12 protein-coding genes and 1 pseudogene are annotated in these 17435 nt (G+C 54.3%); 6 read left to right on the top strand and 7 right to left on the bottom strand.

Annotated elements, in window-relative coordinates:
- Positions 1-6 precede the first annotated feature (6 nt).
- From BLR00_RS08280 to BLR00_RS08265, 4 genes are all read left to right on the top strand, one after another.
- Entirely contained in the window at positions 7-1431 is a 1425-nt protein-coding gene (locus tag BLR00_RS08280) for a Dyp-type peroxidase (RefSeq protein ID WP_081346680.1), read from the top strand.
- A gap of 405 nt (positions 1432-1836) precedes the next feature.
- The gene (gene cls / locus BLR00_RS08275; RefSeq protein ID WP_256324088.1) at positions 1837-2961 is read left to right on the top strand and encodes a cardiolipin synthase; all 1125 of its coding nucleotides are present in this window, start codon (positions 1837-1839) and stop codon (positions 2959-2961) included.
- A gap of 167 nt (positions 2962-3128) precedes the next feature.
- The gene (locus BLR00_RS08270; protein ID WP_107797709.1) at positions 3129-3620 is read left to right on the top strand and encodes a CreA family protein; all 492 of its coding nucleotides are present in this window, start codon (positions 3129-3131) and stop codon (positions 3618-3620) included.
- A 304-nt stretch (positions 3621-3924) separates the two neighbouring features.
- A complete protein-coding gene (locus BLR00_RS08265; protein WP_074631920.1) occupies positions 3925-4362 on the top strand; it encodes a CHRD domain-containing protein in 438 nt (145 codons plus the stop codon).
- A gap of 474 nt (positions 4363-4836) precedes the next feature.
- Here BLR00_RS08265 and BLR00_RS08260 read toward each other — a convergent pair.
- A pseudogene (locus tag BLR00_RS08260) lies at positions 4837-5994 on the bottom strand (c-type cytochrome); the annotation flags it as partial.
- A 1264-nt stretch (positions 5995-7258) separates the two neighbouring features.
- Between BLR00_RS08260 and BLR00_RS08250 the strand changes: the two are divergent.
- Positions 7259-7453 (top strand): hypothetical protein, encoded by a 195-nt coding sequence (locus BLR00_RS08250; RefSeq protein ID WP_074631918.1) that lies wholly within the window; start codon positions 7259-7261, stop codon positions 7451-7453.
- A gap of 49 nt (positions 7454-7502) precedes the next feature.
- Here BLR00_RS08250 and BLR00_RS08245 read toward each other — a convergent pair whose 3' ends face one another.
- Complete coding sequence (locus BLR00_RS08245; protein WP_074631917.1) at positions 7503-8501, bottom strand: glutathione S-transferase family protein; 999 nt, start codon at positions 8499-8501, stop codon at positions 7503-7505.
- 211 nt (positions 8502-8712) lie between these two features.
- On the opposite strand from BLR00_RS08245, the gene BLR00_RS08240 reads away from it, so the two are divergent.
- Positions 8713-9204: a GNAT family N-acetyltransferase gene (locus tag BLR00_RS08240; protein WP_074631916.1), complete on the top strand. Its 492-nt coding sequence runs from the start codon at positions 8713-8715 to the stop codon at positions 9202-9204.
- A gap of 323 nt (positions 9205-9527) precedes the next feature.
- On the opposite strand, the gene pelG is transcribed toward BLR00_RS08240, so the two are convergent.
- From pelG to BLR00_RS08215, 5 genes are read right to left on the bottom strand one after another with little or no spacing between them, the layout of a single operon-like run.
- Positions 9528-10898 (bottom strand): exopolysaccharide Pel transporter PelG, encoded by a 1371-nt coding sequence (gene pelG / locus BLR00_RS08235; protein WP_074631915.1) that lies wholly within the window; start codon positions 10896-10898, stop codon positions 9528-9530.
- 3 nt (positions 10899-10901) lie between these two features.
- Complete coding sequence (pelF, locus tag BLR00_RS08230) at positions 10902-12488, bottom strand: GT4 family glycosyltransferase PelF (protein ID WP_254773243.1); 1587 nt, start codon at positions 12486-12488, stop codon at positions 10902-10904.
- Positions 12485-13507 (bottom strand): protein PelE, encoded by a 1023-nt coding sequence (locus BLR00_RS08225; protein ID WP_074631914.1) that lies wholly within the window; start codon positions 13505-13507, stop codon positions 12485-12487. Before BLR00_RS08225 ends, pelF begins: the two co-directional genes overlap by 4 nt.
- The gene (locus BLR00_RS08220) at positions 13507-14778 is read right to left on the bottom strand and encodes a protein PelD (RefSeq protein WP_074631913.1); all 1272 of its coding nucleotides are present in this window, start codon (positions 14776-14778) and stop codon (positions 13507-13509) included. Before BLR00_RS08220 ends, BLR00_RS08225 begins: the two co-directional genes overlap by 1 nt.
- Positions 14775-17432, bottom strand: coding sequence for a tetratricopeptide repeat protein (locus BLR00_RS08215; RefSeq protein ID WP_256324087.1), 2658 nt, complete (start codon positions 17430-17432; stop codon positions 14775-14777). The genes BLR00_RS08220 and BLR00_RS08215 overlap by 4 nt, the downstream gene beginning before the upstream one ends.
- Positions 17433-17435 lie beyond the last annotated feature (3 nt).

The raw sequence follows: 17435 nt of genomic DNA, 5'->3' as shown, positions 1-17435 counted from the left end.
AATCCCATGAGTGACTTGCCGCATGCAGACATCCAGGGTTTCATCCTTCGCACGTACACGATGCCGGTTCTGCGCGTATTCGCCTTGAAGATTACGCAAGTGGAGGCTGCCAGACGGTTTCTCGGCAAATTGGTGAATGGCGAGAGTGAACCCCAGCTCGCTACCGCCACCGATTGGACGGTTAAACCACAATACTGTCTGAATGTTGGACTCACCTACACGGGCCTGGCTGCGCTTGAGCTTCCCGCTTCCTCACTTGCCTCGTTCCCGGAAGAATTCGCGGCCGGGGCGCCCGCCCGTGCCGATCGGGTGAGCGATACCGGTGAAAGCAGCCCTGATCATTGGAAGGGCCAGCTCGCCAGTGCCGACCTGCATATCCTGCTCTTTCTCTTCGCCGAAACAGAAGACATTCTGGAAGAAATTACCGGCCAGCTTCGCACAGGTTATTCCAGTCATGATGCGATGGCCGAACTCTCTGTACACGAAGGCCGAAGCCTGTCCGGAAATGCGGCGCACTTCGGCTACCGGGATGGCTTTGCCCAGCCCACCATCGATGGCGGCCTTCCACCACTCATGCCGGACGTACTGCCGAAAGCCCCGGCTGGAGAATTCCTGCTCGGATACCCCAGCCAGTATTCGGACTTCACCTATCCGGTGCCGACGCCTGCGGAACTGGGCCGGAATGGCAGCTTCGTAGCGTTTCGCATTCTGGCGCAGGATTGTCATGGCTTCGAGCGCTTTTTGACAGAAGCGGCCCGCCAAACAGGGCTTGATCGGGAATTGATAGCTGCCAAACTCTGCGGCCGCTGGCGTAATGGCGTGCCACTTTCTCTTTCACCGGATTCCGCGGACGAATGCATCCTTCTGGAGCAACGCAACAGCTTCGACTATGTGCCAAGTGATAGCGTGCCCGATGCGTACGATGATCGCCGCGGCTACCGTTGCCCGCTGGGGTCGCATATTCGCCGCATGAATCCACGCAATTCGAGGGTGGCGGGAAACAGCGGCCTCAAGCACCGAATTATCCGCCGCGGCCTGCCCTACGGTCCGTCCTACGATCCCGCCAACCCTGACGATGGTATCGAACGGGGGCTTCTTGGCCTGTTTATCGGCGTAAGTCTCAAGGATCAGTTCGAATTCCTGATGTCCGACTGGGGCAACAGGGGGAACCTCGCACCCGGTCTGCGTGATACCCGAGACCCGATCATCGGAGATAATTCACTGTCAGGCGCGACTTTTCTGATCCCCATCGAGGGTCAGAAGCGCCCCCTCGAACTTACCGGCCTTTCGAGTTTCGTTATCTGCCGCGGCGCAGCCTATTGTTTTCTCCCCAGCGCCACCGCACTTCGCTATATTTCCACTTTACCCGCTACGTCTTCCACATCGGGCGTTATCACTACTAATATTCCAAACAACCAGCCAGGCGATTGATATGGCACCGAAAATGGGTCCGATCCTGTCGCTCTGTCGATCTCAGGCTATCGAGAAAAGGATCGGTAACGCACATCCTGCTCATATCATAAGCATTTATGAGCGACTTTCCGCAAAAATATGGAACCAGGCAAATATATTCGTGGCAAGGTGCGCCATCTTCCATTTTGGATTCTCAGTGAGGTGTCTGCGCTTATATTCCACTCCCATAGTCACCCGGGCCACCGTTTAATCTAGCACGGTAAATCAGAAATGAATCTGTCTTTCTGGAGCATTATTTTTGCATCAATTGCAACAGCCGTAATTTTCTGGCTGGTCCTCTTGATCTTTGGTCGAAGCGAAAAAGAAATCACCCGGCACATCACCCATCTTTACCCTATATCCGATCCGCAGTTTTTACGCTCAATGAGCGTTCTACTTGGCCCGGCGCTGGTGATGGGCAATCGGGTCGAGACATTGCTGAATGGAGATGAAATTTTTCCCGCGATGTTGAAAGCGATACGCAGCGCAGAGAAAACTATTACATTCGAAACTTTCATCTACTGGTCAGGAAATATCGGCAAAGAATTCGCTGATACGCTGTCGGATAAGGCACGCCAAGGGATCAGGATTCATATCCTCCTCGACTGGGTAGGCAGTCAGAAAATAGATGAGTCGTACATCCAGGAAATGCAGGATGCGGGGGTTGAAGTGGAAAAGTATCATCGCCCTACATGGCGTACCTGGAGAAGGCTGAACAACCGGACTCACCGCAAGATCCTCGTAGTGGATGGCAGGATAGGGTTTACCGGAGGCGTCGGCATTGCCGACGAATGGAACGGCCATGCACAGGGGCCGGATAACTGGCGCGACACGCACTATCGCATAGAGGGGCCTGTAGTGGCGCAGCTGCAAGCGGCCTTTACCGATAACTGGACAAAAGTAAAAGGCAACGTGCTGCATAGCGGAGAATATTTTCCAGAGCTGAAGGAAAACGGGCCTTACTTCGCGCAAGTATTCAAAAGCTCGACGGAAGGCGGTGCGGAGAGCATGCATCTCATGTATCTTCTGTCTATCGCTGCGGCGCAAGAAAGTATTCATCTTTCCATGGCATACTTTGTTCCGGATGTGCTGGCGCGAGATGCAATGGTGGCTGCGTTGAAACGCGGCGTGACGATCCAGATAATCCTCCCGGGCCGTTATATCGATCAGACCCTGGTACGCAGCGCCTCGCGTGGAACCTGGGGTTCGCTGTTGGAGGCGGGCGCGGAGATTTTCGAGTTCCAGCCCACCATGTTTCATTGCAAGGTACTCATAGTCGATAAACAATGGGTATCGGTCGGCTCGACCAATTTCGACAACAGATCGTTCAAACTGAACGATGAGGCCAACTTGAACATTTATGACCAACAGTTTGCGCAGCGCCAATTGGTGGACTTCCGACGGGATTTGGCGCGCGCGAGGCAGATAACATTCCAGGAATGGAAGAATCGCCCATGGAAAGAAAAAGCCTGGGAATACAGTCTGAAAATCATGCGCCCGCAGCTTTAACCCGTCACCGGCTCATAATCCTAAATCCGGCAGTTGACCACTCGCTTCTTGGTTTAACACTATGATCCACAAAGACTGTTTGTATTGCTTGACCTTCACCTTTCTGGTGAGTTCGCTACAACCGCCGGATTTAGGATAATGGAAAAATAACCGAAAAGGAGCATTAAATGGCACGAATCCAATCCGCACTCAAGGCGATAATCCCGATATTGTTCTGCATGCCGTTTTCCACACCGGTGCAAGCGGAACTTGTCGGCGAAGTGGACACCGCCTTCCGCTGGCTAGGCAAGGATGACCGGGTAGTCATCGAGGCGTATGACGATCCCAAGGTCCGCGGAATAACCTGCTATGTGTCCCGCGCAAGGACAGGCGGAGTAAAAGGTACCGTAGGTTTGGCGGAAGATCGGGCGGAAGCCTCCATAGCCTGCCGTCAGGTGACAGAGACGCTCCATTTTACGGAGAAGCTTCCCCGTCAGGAGGACGTGTTCACTGAACGCATGTCCATTTTATTCAAGCGCCTGCACATCGTCCGCATGGTTGACTCCAAGCGCAACACTCTTATCTATCTGACCTATTCCGACAAACTGATAGACGGAAGCCCGCAAAACAGCGTTACCGCCGTTCCCGTGATGCACGCGACACCCATCCCGGTTAAATAAATTAGCTGCCCAACCTGTCAAATAGGGGGTAACGATATCGTCGCGCTTACGTTACGAAATCGCCCTCTTTCCCTCTTTCCCTCTTTTCAGGGACAAACCGCAATCCGCCAGGTCCGCGGCATTTCAATGCCGATGAAAGTTTAAGAAATGAGAATCGTTAACTTACGTACGCTACCGTACGGACTCATCCTTAAGAGTGAAATAAAATTATTTATCAGTGCTGACAGGCATGAGGAAGGAATGAGCACATAGCCTATTAACAACTCACTGTATTTATAATTTATCAATCTGAGGAGACGCACAAATGCATAAAATTCTTCGCAAATCGAAATTTACCCTGGTTGTTGTCGCATTGATCGCCGGCACCCTTGCAGGAGGCACGGGAATAGCGACAGCGGGGGAAATCAAGGTCAATTTGAGCGGCGATCAGGAAATTCCTCCTGTCCAGACTTCCGCAAGCGGCAGCGGCACGATAACAGTTGAGGATGACAAGTCTGTCAAAGGCAAAATTACCATTTCCGATATCAAGGCGACTGGTGCGCATATTCACGAAGGAGCCGCTGGTAAGACTGGCTCGGATATCATCACACTCAAGAAGACTGGTGACAATGAGTGGTCCGTCCCGCCTGGTGCGAAATTGACCGATGCGCAATACGATGCTTTCAAGGCCGGGGGTCTCTACATTAACGTTCATAGCGACGCCAATAAAGCCGGCGAAATACGCGGTCAATTGAAACGCTAACCGGACTCTTGTTAATGCGGAACCCCGTCAGCCGGCGGGGTAACGTGTTTGGTTATTAATTGTTTCAATAACGGCGCCCGCCCATAACGAAATACTTTCAAACCTGGTCAGATCACTTGGCCCACCGCCCGCCTGACAAGCCTGCAGAAGATCCTCCTCGACCCGTTGATCCGGATAAACCTGTAGATCCACGACCCTTCGATCCTGATCCGTCTCCCGGTGATCCGATCTAGCCCGAATGTTTCATAAATTGACGCGCGTCCTCGCTGGTCTTTTGTTTCGTATGGAAATTTTGTTCAGTCGGGCGTATGAATAACTACGCCGCTCTTTCAAAAAATCTCCCTACAAAACAGAATCCTGCGCAATCATCACGCGAATTTATGAAACATCCAGGCCCCGCGGACGAGCCTCTGCTCCATATTGACCTTGCGCGGGCATTCGCTTCGAGTGGCGGATTCCTCTTGACACCTGGTCTCAGTGGATACCTTCCCGGCTCCTGTCGACCTGGGCCTTTGTGACCAGACTCGCGCGGTTACCCCATGCGTTCCGTATATACGACAAGACCAATGCAACCTCATCGTCGCGCAGCGCCTGTGCAAACGGCGGCATACCATAAGGGCGCGGATTATTCATGGTGGATGGCGGATAACCTCCATTGAGGACGCTGCGAATCGCATTAATGGGGGGTGTCATGGTGACGCCTCGATTGCCTGCAAGGGGCGGATAAATACCGGGGGCACCCTGGCCGGAAGCTCCGTGACAGTCCTGACAATGCTTTTCGTAGATTTTGGCCCCTCGCTGAAACCATTGCTGCACCTGTTCGGTGAGTGGGGGGGAGCCGGGTTGGGCACGTGGCGCACTCTCGGGCAATGATTTCAGATAGACAGCCATTGCACGCCCATCCTCCCTGGTCAGGTACTGGAGGCCATGTCTGACCACATCGGCCATGGGACCGGACGTGGTCGCCCGCGGGGAAATACCCGTAGTGAGCAACTGCGCGATTTCCTCGATTGGCCAGTCAGCGGAACCCGCTTCCATGCGCGCAGTTAAAGATGGCGCAAACCAGTTCGAGCCCATGATCTGCCCGCCTCCCAAAGCATCGTCCCCGGTGGTGGCCCCCAGCGGATTGCGTTCCGCGTGGCAGGCATTGCAATGGCCGAGTCCCTGCACCAGATAGGCGCCACGGTTCCACTCCTTGCTTTTGGCGGATTCCGGCTGATAAACGCCCGGCTTGAAGTAGACGGCGCGCCACAGACTTAACAGCGGCTGGAAATTGTAGGGAAAATCGATCTTGCTCGGCGAATTATTTTGCGCCACGGGTACGAGCGCTTTTAGATGGGCGAATATGGCATCCGAGTCCTCACGCGTGATTTTCGTATACTCGGTATAGGGAAAGGCGGGGTATAAAGGCCGGCCATCACGGGATTTGCCGTCATGTAACGCTTTCCAGAAATCCTGTTCATTCCAGTGTCCGATTCCTGTTGCCTTATCCGAGGTAATATTAGGCGAAATAAACGTACCAAAGGGTGTAGACAGCGGCCGCCCCCCCGCGTAGGGGCGGCCACCCTGGGCGGTGTGGCATCCGATGCAATTACCCACCTGTGCGAGGTAAGCTCCCCGCGCCTGGCGCTGTCCGGAAGGTGCCGCTGTCTTCGGGATCACCGCTTCCCCCTCACCTTGTTGCATGATACTGCCACAACGCCGGACCATCTCAACGGAAAGGGCCGCAGCCGGGCCCGTATTCTCCGGAACGGGCTGGGCAGCCAGCCAGGCCGCCAAAGCGTTAGTCTCATGGGTAGTCAGTTGCTTTGCGATTTCGGACATACAGTGCGTAGTTTGTCCCCGTAACACCCCACCACTTTGCCAGGCGCCGAGCTGGGCAATCATATAAACACGGGGTAAACCCAATAAACCGGGAATAAACGGCACGGTACCCATTAACTCCTTGCCGTGGCATTCAACGCACGCAGGAATTTTCCGGGCGGGGTCTCCCTGATTGACAAGTTTTAGGGCCAGCTTGATTTCGTCAGGTGAGGAGGCCGTACGTTCCGATGATGGAAAAGGTTGTTTGAGCGTTGAAAAATAAGCGGCCATGTCCAGTAAATACTGATCCGACACATTGGTAAGCAGCAAGGCCATGGGCCGGTAATAACGCTTGCCATCCCTGAAATTGCGCAGTTGATTGAAGAGATAACCTTGAGGCTTGCCCGCGATGCGAGGGTAATATCCGTCTCTTCCCACCTTATTTTCCGGACCATGGCAGACGACACAGGCCTTCACCCGCTCCTCCATTGTATCGGGCACATCAAGGGGAGCAACGACGGTGGCGGGCCCTGCGGGGGTGGACCCTGCGGTGGCGGGCTCCGGAGTGGCAAATCCGGTAGTACATACCAGTATTATTAAAAGGAGTGGTCTCATTGGTTCGTTATTTATTCTTATGCGGATTGCTCTGAGACTATGTAAGCCTGATGAAGTTGCAGCAGAGATCGTGACAACATGCGCCTCGACAGAACTCTTGATGGCGCACAATCGAGCATCCGCGCCACACTTGGAACCACTCTTTTTTATCTTGAATCCGGCGGTTGACGGAGTGCAGTATACGATTTCCGGGGCAGCGGCGCCGGGTGCGGGAAATCATTTTAAAAAAGCGTTAATGACGAAAATTTTTACACTTACCTCATCAAAGATAGCCACAAGACAAGAAAGAGTTCATGTAAATGATTGTTATCCCATAATGTTTAATTTAACAAGAAGTTTCTGGCACGAGTTATGCATACGAGTAAAGCGGGGGACAGTACTCCCCTACAAGAGGGCCAGCCCGGGAGCGGTGATCCCGCACCGGGCTTTTTTGTTCTGACCTGTAAAAATGAAACCATAACTCAAACGAGATTTTAAAATGCGTAAAATTATCGGTTTTATCGGTTCGCACGTGCTCTATTTTTTATCTGACTGCGTGGACCTGATAATGGAGAAAACGAATTCCCGGCGCTTTTTTCCCCTCTACAGGAAGCTGCTGGTACGCTCGGTAAATGTGGAAAATTGGGGCGGAGGCGGAGGCGCCTGGGGCGCACTTTGGGCTAAACTGAGATAACCAATAGGACTTGCAGATCAAGGGAACGGTGCAGCACGCCCCTGCCTTCTCACAAGATCGGATTAAAAACCTGCAGTCTATCGCGGCTGTGAGGGTGGCTGAAATCCAGAATCGGGCCCACGGGCACAATGCCATTGGGATTGATCGTGGGATGACTGCGGTAATAGTGCTCCTTGATGTGTTGCATATTCACCGTCGCGGCGATGCCTGGCCATTGATATAGCTCGCGGGTAAAGTCCCAGAGGTTCGGGTAGTCCACCAGCCGCCTGAGATTACATTTGAAATGGCCATGGTAAACCGCATCAAAACGAAGCAGCGTCGTAAATAATCGCCAGTCGGCTTCGGTAACACGGTCACCCAGCAGATAGCGCTGCCGGGAAAGGCACTGTTCAAGTTCATCCAGAGATTCGAAAAGCTCCCTCAGGGCACTCTCATAGACCTGCTGCTGAGTGGCAAAACCCGTCTTATATACACCATTGTTGATGGTGTCGTAGATACGCGCGTTGATCTCATCGATCTGCGGCAGCAGCGCGTTGGGCGCATAATCCCCTTCCGCGGCGCCTATGTCATCGAACGCCCGATTCAGCATACGGATAATCTCGCTAGATTCATTGCTGACAATCATATCGCGCTGCAAGTCCCACAGTACCGGCACAGTCACCCTGCCCGTATAATCAGGCGCGGCGCGCAAATAAACCTCGTAGAGATAGCGCGCCTGCTGTACCGGGTCTGCCACGACACCCGGCGCCTGTTCAAACGTCCAGCCGTGATCACCCATATAGGGATTGACCACCGATACCCCAATCATATCCTCCAGCCCTTTCAGCGCACGAAAAATCAGCGTGCGATGCGCCCAGGGGCAGGCCAGCGACACATACAGGCGATAGCGCCCCGCCTCGGCGGCAAAACCGCCCATACCGCTCGCCCCGGCGTGCCCATCGGATGTGATCCAGTTGCGAAATTGCGCGGTGGTACGGACAAAACTGCCACCCGTCGTCGTGGTATCGTACCATTCATCGACCCACTCGCCATTGACCAGTAATCCCATTTTGCGCCTCCTCTTTTCTATCCGCCATACCTGCCCTTCAGGCACAGCCTACTATATGCCTGCGGACAAGTCGACAGGACTGATATGGATAGGACTGATATGATTAGCAGGTTGGGTAGCGCGGCGTAACCCGGCAAAAGACTTTCGCCAAGGTGTTCGCACCGGGAATGCGATGTTTGATGAACATCAGAGACATGGAGAACGAGACGATATGGCGCTGATTATACGAACCGCAACCGAAGGGGATGCGGTAACTGTGGGTGAATTGACCGAAAGAGCATACCGGGCGGACGGATTCCCGATCAGCGAGAAATACGCTGTGCGACTTCGCGATGCCACCACGAGAATAAACAAGGCCACTGTACTGCTTGCGGAAATGGATGACCGGATCGTTGCCACGGTAACCCTCGCAGCTCATGGGAGCCCATTGGCCGAGATCGCCAAGCCCGACGAGCTTGAAGTGCGGATGCTGGCGGTGGCTCCCGAAGAACGGCGGCAAGGCGTCGCCGAAACACTTATGTCCGCCGCCATGAAGCACGCGCAAAATCTGGGACTGAAAGCCCTCGTTCTATCAACCGAGCCGCCGATGTCCAATGCCCGCAGACTCTACGAAAAATTGGGCTTTACCCGACAACCGGATCGTGACTGGCCGGTGGGGGATTATGATCTGCTTGTGTATCGTCGCGATGTGGATCTGCCGTGATGTTCAGTGGAAACAAACCGGTTAGCAGAAGTAGGCTGGATTAGCGAAGCGTAATCCGACAAAAAGACTGTAATCAAAGTAAAACATCAGTCTTTTAGAATTCCTTCATGCCATGCCTTGCACATAAGCTTGTTTCACGAGATGGTGAGATTGGCAGGTATACGGCGTAATGCGCTTCGCTTATTTACGCCCTACTCTTTTATGACCACTCCTTACTGCGTTGCGGAAATCTACGTCGGTGAATAACGGAATATGTGAGTTTCAATGGCTGTAACCTGTCAATTGACGGATGTCAATTTTAATTCTTTATCAGTGGTAATCCGCTAGTTCTGCAGCATAAACGTTTCATACTCCAGCCGATTGAATTTGCGTGACAGGATAAACAGACTAAGAAAAGCGGATAGCGTTACCGAGGCGGCAAAGCCGTAACCGAACGTCTCCGCCCCCAGATGCAATGTGGCAAAGGTGAATACCAGATTCGTGATGAAGAAGCATGCCGTAATGAACAGCACTTCCTTGCGCGCGTCTAGATAGAAAAGCACGTTGAGTATCGCCATCAGCAATACCTGCACGCTGACCGCGACGACGTCGATATAGAACAAATGTATATACAGTGGAGAGATACCCACCGCTTGCAACAACTCCCTGCCCCATAGCAGACACAACACGACCGTTAATCCCTGTACCTTGAAAATCTCGTAGATACCCTGCCGCGCGGCATACACCATCTGATCGCGCCGATATTCTATATGCATGAGCGTGTCGCCCTCCCGGACAGCACGGTAAAAGCGTTCATGCTGTTCGGCGAAATCGGCTTCCATGGTCACCAGAAATACCGCCATGCCCGGCAGAATGAACAGATAAGCAAGAAAAATGGGAAGATCGTAAATAATGGATGCCCGCAATGGCCCGATGACCGCCTCGGAGGTAACCGGCACAAACCAGAAAATGAATTTATCAACCCAAACCGCCAGATAATAAAGGGTGCCGACCGCGAACAAAATATAAAAATTGCTGCGACTACGAAAAAAATCGAACTTGAGCAGCGAGCGGCCTGGATATTCACGCACGATATGGTGCAAAAATGAAAACAACAGGTAACCATGGCCGATCAGCACTCCCAGCAATAAGCCGTTCAGCGCCCATGAAGATGCCGCGAGCGCCACGACAATGCCAAGAGAATAGCCTTTGACCAATGTCCAGACGATACGTCGATAGGCTTTCATTCCCGACAGGAAGATTAGCGTGATCCACAGGCCGCTCAGTACGACAAAGTTACTTAGCAGCAACAACTCCTGAATAAACGGCCCGTCGAAAGACCAGAAAATGAAAGGTGCAGCCCACGCGGCCCCTCCCGCCATCGTGACCAGCAGTACCCCAAACAGGTTTGGGAGCACCTCGGCCTTGTTATTTGCATAAGTCTGATCCGCGACGAAACGCGTGAACATCAATTGCATGCCACCGGTCCAGATTAACGAACCCGCCATCAGGTAGGTCACACAAATCTGGAAGGCGTTGACTTCGCCCTGTGCGACACCCAGGATGACGGCAAGAATGCCGATCATCATGATGCTCAGGATGGAAAGCACCCAGGGTCCGCCGCTGACGAGACCTGCATAGCCATAGGCACGCAATACCGACCAGTAGCTGTCGCGCCCCAGGATTTTACGAATTTCGGAACCTATGCTTGTCATGTTTCAGGCCGGTACAGGGGTGGATAAAGATGGCTCAGCGACATCAAGCGCCCGCATGTAAAGGTTTTGATAGGAGTCAAACATCAGCCTGTCATCATAGTAGCGCTTCACGCGCTCAAGCCCCGCCTGCTGTGCCGCGCGCCAACGCGCAGTGTTATTGAGCAGTTCAAGCGCAGCTTTTGCCGCCCCTTCCGGATCGGCGATAAAAACCACGCTTCCAGCCGCGCCAAGCGCGCGGTCTTCTTCGCCGCTACCCTCTATGAGCTCGCGGCACGATCCCACATCCGTCGCCAGACAGGGCACGCCGCTGGCAAACGCCTCCAGCAATACCAGGGGCAGCGCCTCGCTGATCGATGTCAATACCATTAAACCCAGCTGCGGAAGAATTTCCGCCACGTTCTGGAAACCCAGGAATTTGACATGATCCTTCAAGCCGAGGCTTGTGACCAGCTCCTTGCATTCATTCACATAAGAGGGGTCTTCATCTTCCGGACCAACGATCCAGCCGAGCGCGTCGGATCGCTCATTGACCAGCATTCGCATGGTTCGGATAAATGTTTTGATGTCCTTGATGGGCACCACGCGCCCAATCAATCCCAAGACCGGTGGAATGCCGTCCGGACGTTTCTCGAGCGCGGTCTGATATCTTTGCAGATTGATGCCGTTGGTAATGACGCGCGTTTTTTCCGGCGCCGCGCCATCCGCAATCTGTCTCAGGCGGTTGCCTTCATACAAGCTGACGATGGGAGATGCCTGCATATAGGCCATGCGGCCGATCTGCTCGTAGAATTTGATCCAGAGTCCGCGGATATATCCCATTTCATCATGCAAGGTATTACACACATCATCGCTGTGATCATGAATCCATGTTGCCTGAGCCAGGTCGATTTTTCGCTCTTTGGTGTAGATGCCATGCTCGGTCAGCACAAACGGAATACCGCGCTGCAGACGAATCATCGCGCCCAGCAATCCGGCATAGCCGGTCGAAATGGCGTGCACAGCCCGAACAGGCGGCAATTTGGCAGCGATATCCGCCAGGATGAACAGCGGAGCGTGCATGGCGCGTATGGCCCAGAAATAGTCGACGAACGAGGGCTCCGTGCAACGCTCCCGGTATTGCTGCGTAATGTAGTCCCACGAAGCTTCACTATATAGAAAATCTTTTTCGCTGACACCTTCCGCGGAACCCAGCCGGGAAAATGCGCTAGTCATTTCCTCGCCCGACAGCGGAACGAGTTGACGCATATGCGTATGCAGTTCAGCCATCTCCGAAAAAGCCCTGCGATTGCCCTTGCGCGCGCTTGCCTTAAGAGGTTTATCGGGGTGCAGTAAATAGTGCGCTTCGGCATGCGTCACATTCGGCGGAAATTGATACTGCGCGGGGCCATACATCTTTTGATCACCGCCGATAAAGATGACGGCAAAACGGATTTCCGGCAAGCCGCTGATAATCTGGTGCACCCACGCGGATACACCCCCCCGGACATAGGGATAGGTGCCTTCCAGCAACAAGGCAATATCGGCCACCGCCTCACTCGTCCGCGTTATCCGCGTATGTTGTACCCCCCCTATCCCATCGCCGTGATTCATGTGCCCCACCATACTTTCACCTGGGCCAGCTCGCTCCCCTTCTCGCCGGGTCGCTTGAGCGCCGCCAGATGGCGTTTTACTTCCGAAAACTTTCGTTCGTTGAAAGCGATTTCGGCAAGCCATGGCAGGATTTTCTGTTCATCGATGCCACCGGCTTTTGCATTGGTAAAGGCGTTCACCGCCAGCGCGAGGTCACCGGAATCGAGCAGAATCCGCCCGTATAATAACCAGCTATCTCCATCAGGCCGGCTGGGAGCGGCGGGCAGCACGGGTTTGGCAGCCAGGGGATCGAGCACCCGTTCCATATGACGCCGCGCAGCCTGCAACCAATGCTCCCTGACCGCGCCTTGCGCCAGGCGGTGATACACCAGCTCCCAACATAGCGCGGCGATCGTTTCATGGTAGCTATTCCGCATACGAACCGGAATATCCGGCAGCGCATCGGTCAATGCCAGGATTCGTTCCGCCAGCTTTTTCTCACTGGCATCTTTCATGGCGTAAGCCAGCAACCGCACGTCATCCACCGGGTCACGAGTCGCCTTCGACCACACAATCATTGCCTCGCGTGGCGGCATATGCCGCGTCGCCATCACCGCCTTGAGCCGTTTTAATGGCCGTTCGGCGAAATGCACAATCTGGCGCAATGCGCCCTGACTGTAGGGGGGAACCGGAAAAATAACCGGAGGCGAGAATGGCAGCTCAGGCAAAACGAAGATCTTTACATTGTGGGAAGAACGGCTGCGAGGGCGTCTCAAGGCACCTATAACGCTCCACAGTAAACCTAGTGCACCGACCACCGGCAGAATCCATAAAAAGATGAATAATAAACTCAGGCTTCTCCGCGCAGGCAGCTTGTAGCGGCGCGGCAGCAACCGCCAGAAACCCTGTGCCAGATAATAGGAGGAAACCGCATGCAATATGACAGCGGCCAGTACAAACCCATCATTCGCGTCCCACCAGAGCAGCAAGCCTGCCAGCATCTCCGCCACTAATCCCAATAGCATGGACAGGTGAGCCATCAGTACGGCTCCAGGGAACGAATCCGCTGTGGGTCGACTTCATTGATGGACAGCAATTCGCTGGTCACCTTCGCAAGAACACCATCCGCCCGCTGCATCCATGCCTGCGCCTCCGCGGGATTGGTTAAAGGCAGCATGATCCAGATGACCGGCTGCTCTTTATCCTGGGTCAGACAGATCATATCGATAGCGCGAATCGATGACCTGAGTTTTTCATAGGCAGCCATGACATCGGCACGCGCCCCCGATAACCTCAAGAGCATTGCGTCAAGCCTGAATTCTTCATGGTCCCGGCGCACCCGCTCAAACGAAGCGATAAAACGCGTAACGGAGGAAGTGGCCGCGCCGAAACGAAGGTGGTCGACGCCATGCGCAACAAGCACCGCGATAAGTTTCAGATTATTTTCCTGAAACGCAAAAAATGGCATGGATCTCACCAGCAGCATGGCGTGAACCTCGCCCGTAGAGTCAGTTACCGGAACGGCAGCTAATAATGGGTTGAGATTCGCCGCATTTTCCGTAATGAGATTGACCGCTGCCAGCTCGCCGCTTTCGAGTGCGGTTTTTAATACCGGATCGTTGTCATCAATCGTAAAATCTTCCCCGACACGGGCCAGAATCCTGGCTGTATCGATACGGTCGGCCGTGATGCCCACGATGCAAGCCTGCGTCAGTGCGCCGTATTCCGCCACGAATTCGATAAGTTTTTGCAGCGAAGTTTCGGTAAGTCCATCGATAGCGTCAAGGGTGGATTGCAAATGCATAATGCCTTCACGCAATGAAAGCCCGCTATTCGCCACAGTTTGTTCCAGGCGGTCATGCGACAGGCGCAACAATTGATAATTGCGCGTGAATTCCTCAAGACGTTCCGCGCGGTATTGAAAGGCGCCTTCGAGCCGGTGCAAACGGCGCCCCCACATATCCCGAAACTCCCCCGCCACCATCGCCACGATAACAACGCCAATCGCCCATGGCAGTGGAAACCCGGACGCAGCTTGCCATTGCAGGTTAATGGCCACACCCAATACCACCAATATCAGTAATGCGCTCACAAAACCATAGACGAATCCATACCGTAGTCCGGCCAGCAAAGGACCTAATACCGGCCAGGGGAAACCACCCCCCAACCGGAACGGATCCTGCTGCTGGGTGACAAACGACGCCACGATCATGATCACCGTCAACGCAATTGTTTCGAACCACCCGCCCCATGCCGAGCCCTGATTGTTGACGTTAACGACTTCGATCCCTTCCAGCCAGGGTTTCTTCATGGCTTTATCCGCTCCTGATCCGGTATGGGTGTTGCCTGCAATTCGCGAATCTTCGCCAAGGTCTGACGGCAGACATCCAACTCATCATTTAAAACACTCTGATTCGGCGCCGCTTCTCCCGGAAGCCATTGGGCAGCCCGCTCAATATCCTCCATGGATAACGGAAGCACATTCTCGGCCACAGGCCCGCCCGGCTGATGCTGTAAGTGACCGGAGACTGCGGCCAATTGCGCTGACACAGCCTGCTGATTATTGCTTCTTACCGCGTCGGCAAAAGTAATCCATGCCGGCAACCGAAGGCGCTCGCTTTGACGCCTCAGGGCAAAGTGACGGGCATTATCCATCGTTTTCGTCAAACCCCAGCGCTCGTTTGTCGATTGCCATTTCTTTAGCTCATCCGGATTGCCGGGCTGCGCCCGCTGATCTTTCGATCCAAGGAAGTACTCAGCCAGACGTGCGGGGTACTGCACCTCAGCTTGATTGGAATGCGATAAAGCAAACATCTTTAGCGCGCTGAGCCGGACATGGTTGGCATTTGCGGGACACCCGGCCCATTCCATATTATCGGCTAATGTCAGCGTCCATAAGAAATCCCGGGGCCGGGTTTTCAGTGATCGCAGATACCACTCCGCCGCCTGCACGGACTTGCCAAGCGTATGCTCCGCCGCCGCCAGCGCCTCCGCCAGAGGCGGATTTACCGCCGACTGGCTGCCCGACTGATTACGATAGGGCTGGACGAGTGCGTCAAGCGATGGATTATCGACCGCTTTGTCCGACAGCAACAACCAGATCATCGCCTCGGCAACTTCCGGGTCGGGGCCCCGCAAACGTAAGAGCTGGCCTAACGCACGGCGAGCCGCGTCCCGATCCCCATTACCCATTTTGCGTATCGACTGGAAGTACCAGTAGTCGGGTGCCTGTGCTATCGCCGCCGCTGGCATCGCTTCCGCCAGCGATAGCCAGCGCTCAACTTCTCCCCAATTGTTCCGTTTCCACGAAAAACGCATAAGGCGTTGCAGATCTTCGATACGCTGCAAGCGATCCCAACCATAATGCGCAAGACGTTCGCTTTTTTTATCATCGCGATGACGTATTGCCAATCGCTGTAGATTCTCGAGTATCTCCGCATCTTTGGGGCGAAGAGTCAACGCCTTCTCATAGGCTTTCTCCGCATAGGCATCCTGACCCAACTGAGTAGAAACTCTGGCCAGCAGTAGCCAGTACGCTTCCGCGTAAGCAGGATCGGGCGAGTTGAAATCGCGGAGTAATTCAAAGCTTTTTTGCGTATCCCCCGCTTCTTCGTATAGCCGGGCCAGCTCCATTCTCTGTTGCCCCACTTGCTCAGTAGGCATTTCCTGATACACGCTAAGCGCCGCACGAGGTTTGCCTTGAAGGAGCAGCACCTGCGCGAGTGCTTTCAGCGTTTCCACGGGACTATTGAAACGTTCGGCGTGGCGGCGCAACTGTTGCTCCACATGAGCGGGTTGCTCAGTGGCAAGCCCAGCGGTAACATAAGCCTCGGCTTCGGCGCCGGTCAACTTGCGGCGCGTCATGACGGCCTCAAGCAATTGCACCAGGGCTTTATGATCCGGTTTCGACTGGGCAAGCGCAAAAGCACGTGTCTCCGCTTCACTGTCGGCGCGGGTGCGCGCAAAAGACAGCCATAGCGGAAGAGCCTCATCCGGCTGGGCATTCCAGTCATAGATATGGGCAATCAACCGTTGGCGCTCGCTCCCCGCCACCAGCGAAGTTTTCAATTGTTCCATGCGCGCAAGACTTTCTTTCAACAGACCCAGTGCCACCTGCAGCCGCACGACACGTTCAGCGATCGCCCAATTACCGGGCGACAAGCGGCTCGCTTCTTCCAGCCACGCCAATGCCTGTTCGCGATCGGCAAGCGGCTCGGCGATATCGGCGGCAAGCAATAAAAGCTCGGCATCACCCTCACCTCTATCCTTTAGGCTGTTCAGCATCTGCCCCGCAGCCTTCAAGGCCTCCTTATCGATGCCAGCCTGAAGATAGGCGCGCAAACTGGATTTCGCGATCCCCATCTTTTTCTTCGCCACTCGTTCAAGCGAAAAAGCCTTGAACAGATCTTGTGCGGCCAACCGCGGCTGATTCGCCGCAATCCGCTGTTTCGCGGCGGAGACCAGCCACGCTGATTTCCTGTCATCACTCTCATTCAATATGATAAGCAGTTGTTCAAAGGTTTCGGCGAGTACCGAAGGTTCGGCAAACTGCTCCGCCAGTGTGATCACTTGGTCCAGCTCCTTGTCATTGCGCGCAATGTGCAATAGCGCGGGAATAACCCTGGTAATGCGGGCGCGCAGCGCTTCTTCGATATCTTTGGGAGGCTGCCTGTAGAGCTGTTGCAAGGCCAGCTTGAGCTCCGCCAGGCGGATTTCATAGCTTAGACTGGATTCGGGAGCATGCATCAGTGGATCAATGGCGCGCACCGCCTCATCCGTCATGCCCGCTTCCGTCAGTACCTGCACCAATGACAGGCGTAACGGGGCATTGTTTGGGTCGGACTGGACCAGAACGCGAAGATAGGCTACCGACAAAGCGTCCTTTGCCGACAAGTTGGATGGATCCCTGAATGCCGGCTGGCGGGGAAATAATACCCAGAAAACGATTAAAAGCACTGCGCTCATGAA

The organism is Nitrosospira multiformis (genome assembly GCF_900103165.1).
Classification (GTDB): Bacteria; Pseudomonadota; Gammaproteobacteria; order Burkholderiales; family Nitrosomonadaceae; genus Nitrosospira; species Nitrosospira multiformis_D.
Note: the sequence above shows the minus strand (reverse complement) of the source record. Positions and strands in the feature narration are given on the sequence as shown.